The sequence below is a fragment of the Clostridium drakei genome (genome assembly GCF_000633595.2).
GTDB classification, from domain to species: Bacteria; Bacillota; Clostridia; order Clostridiales; family Clostridiaceae; genus Clostridium_AM; species Clostridium_AM drakei.
In genome coordinates this window covers 1-414 of the sequence record NZ_JIBU02000112.1, presented here as the reverse complement: position 1 = coordinate 414, position 414 = coordinate 1, and the positions used below count along the sequence as shown (strand labels likewise).

1 protein-coding gene is annotated in these 414 nt (G+C 23.9%); it reads right to left on the bottom strand.

What is annotated here, in order from left to right; translation table 11 throughout:
• The coding region (locus EG57_RS0225015; RefSeq protein WP_242859933.1) for an AAA family ATPase at window positions 1–402 on the bottom strand (402 nt) is incomplete at its 3' end.
• Window positions 403–414: the final 12 nt, after the last annotated feature.

Below are 414 nucleotides of genomic sequence, written 5' to 3'. Positions count from 1 at the left end.
TTTATTTTTTAAAATACTGTATACATTTAAATTATTAAGTCCTGAAAATATACTCTCTTTTGCTACCCTAAGTATTCCTGTAAGAATTGCCTTTTCTAAATATATATTATCCTTTAAGCCTCCACTTAAAAAATTTCTCATGAAACTTATAATGTCTTCATAGTAATCACCAGTATATCCACCTTGTATTGGTACATCATATTCATCTATAATTATCACAGCTTTTTTATTATAGTACTTAGATAAATACATACTTAAACTTAATAAGCTTTTATGATAATATATATCATCTGCTTTTAAATTCATAATATCCTTATATGTTTCTTTTTCTTCATAATCCATTATATTGCTTTCAAGAAGATATTTATGCCTTTTAAATTCATTTCCTATTACAAATTTCATCCCACTTTTACA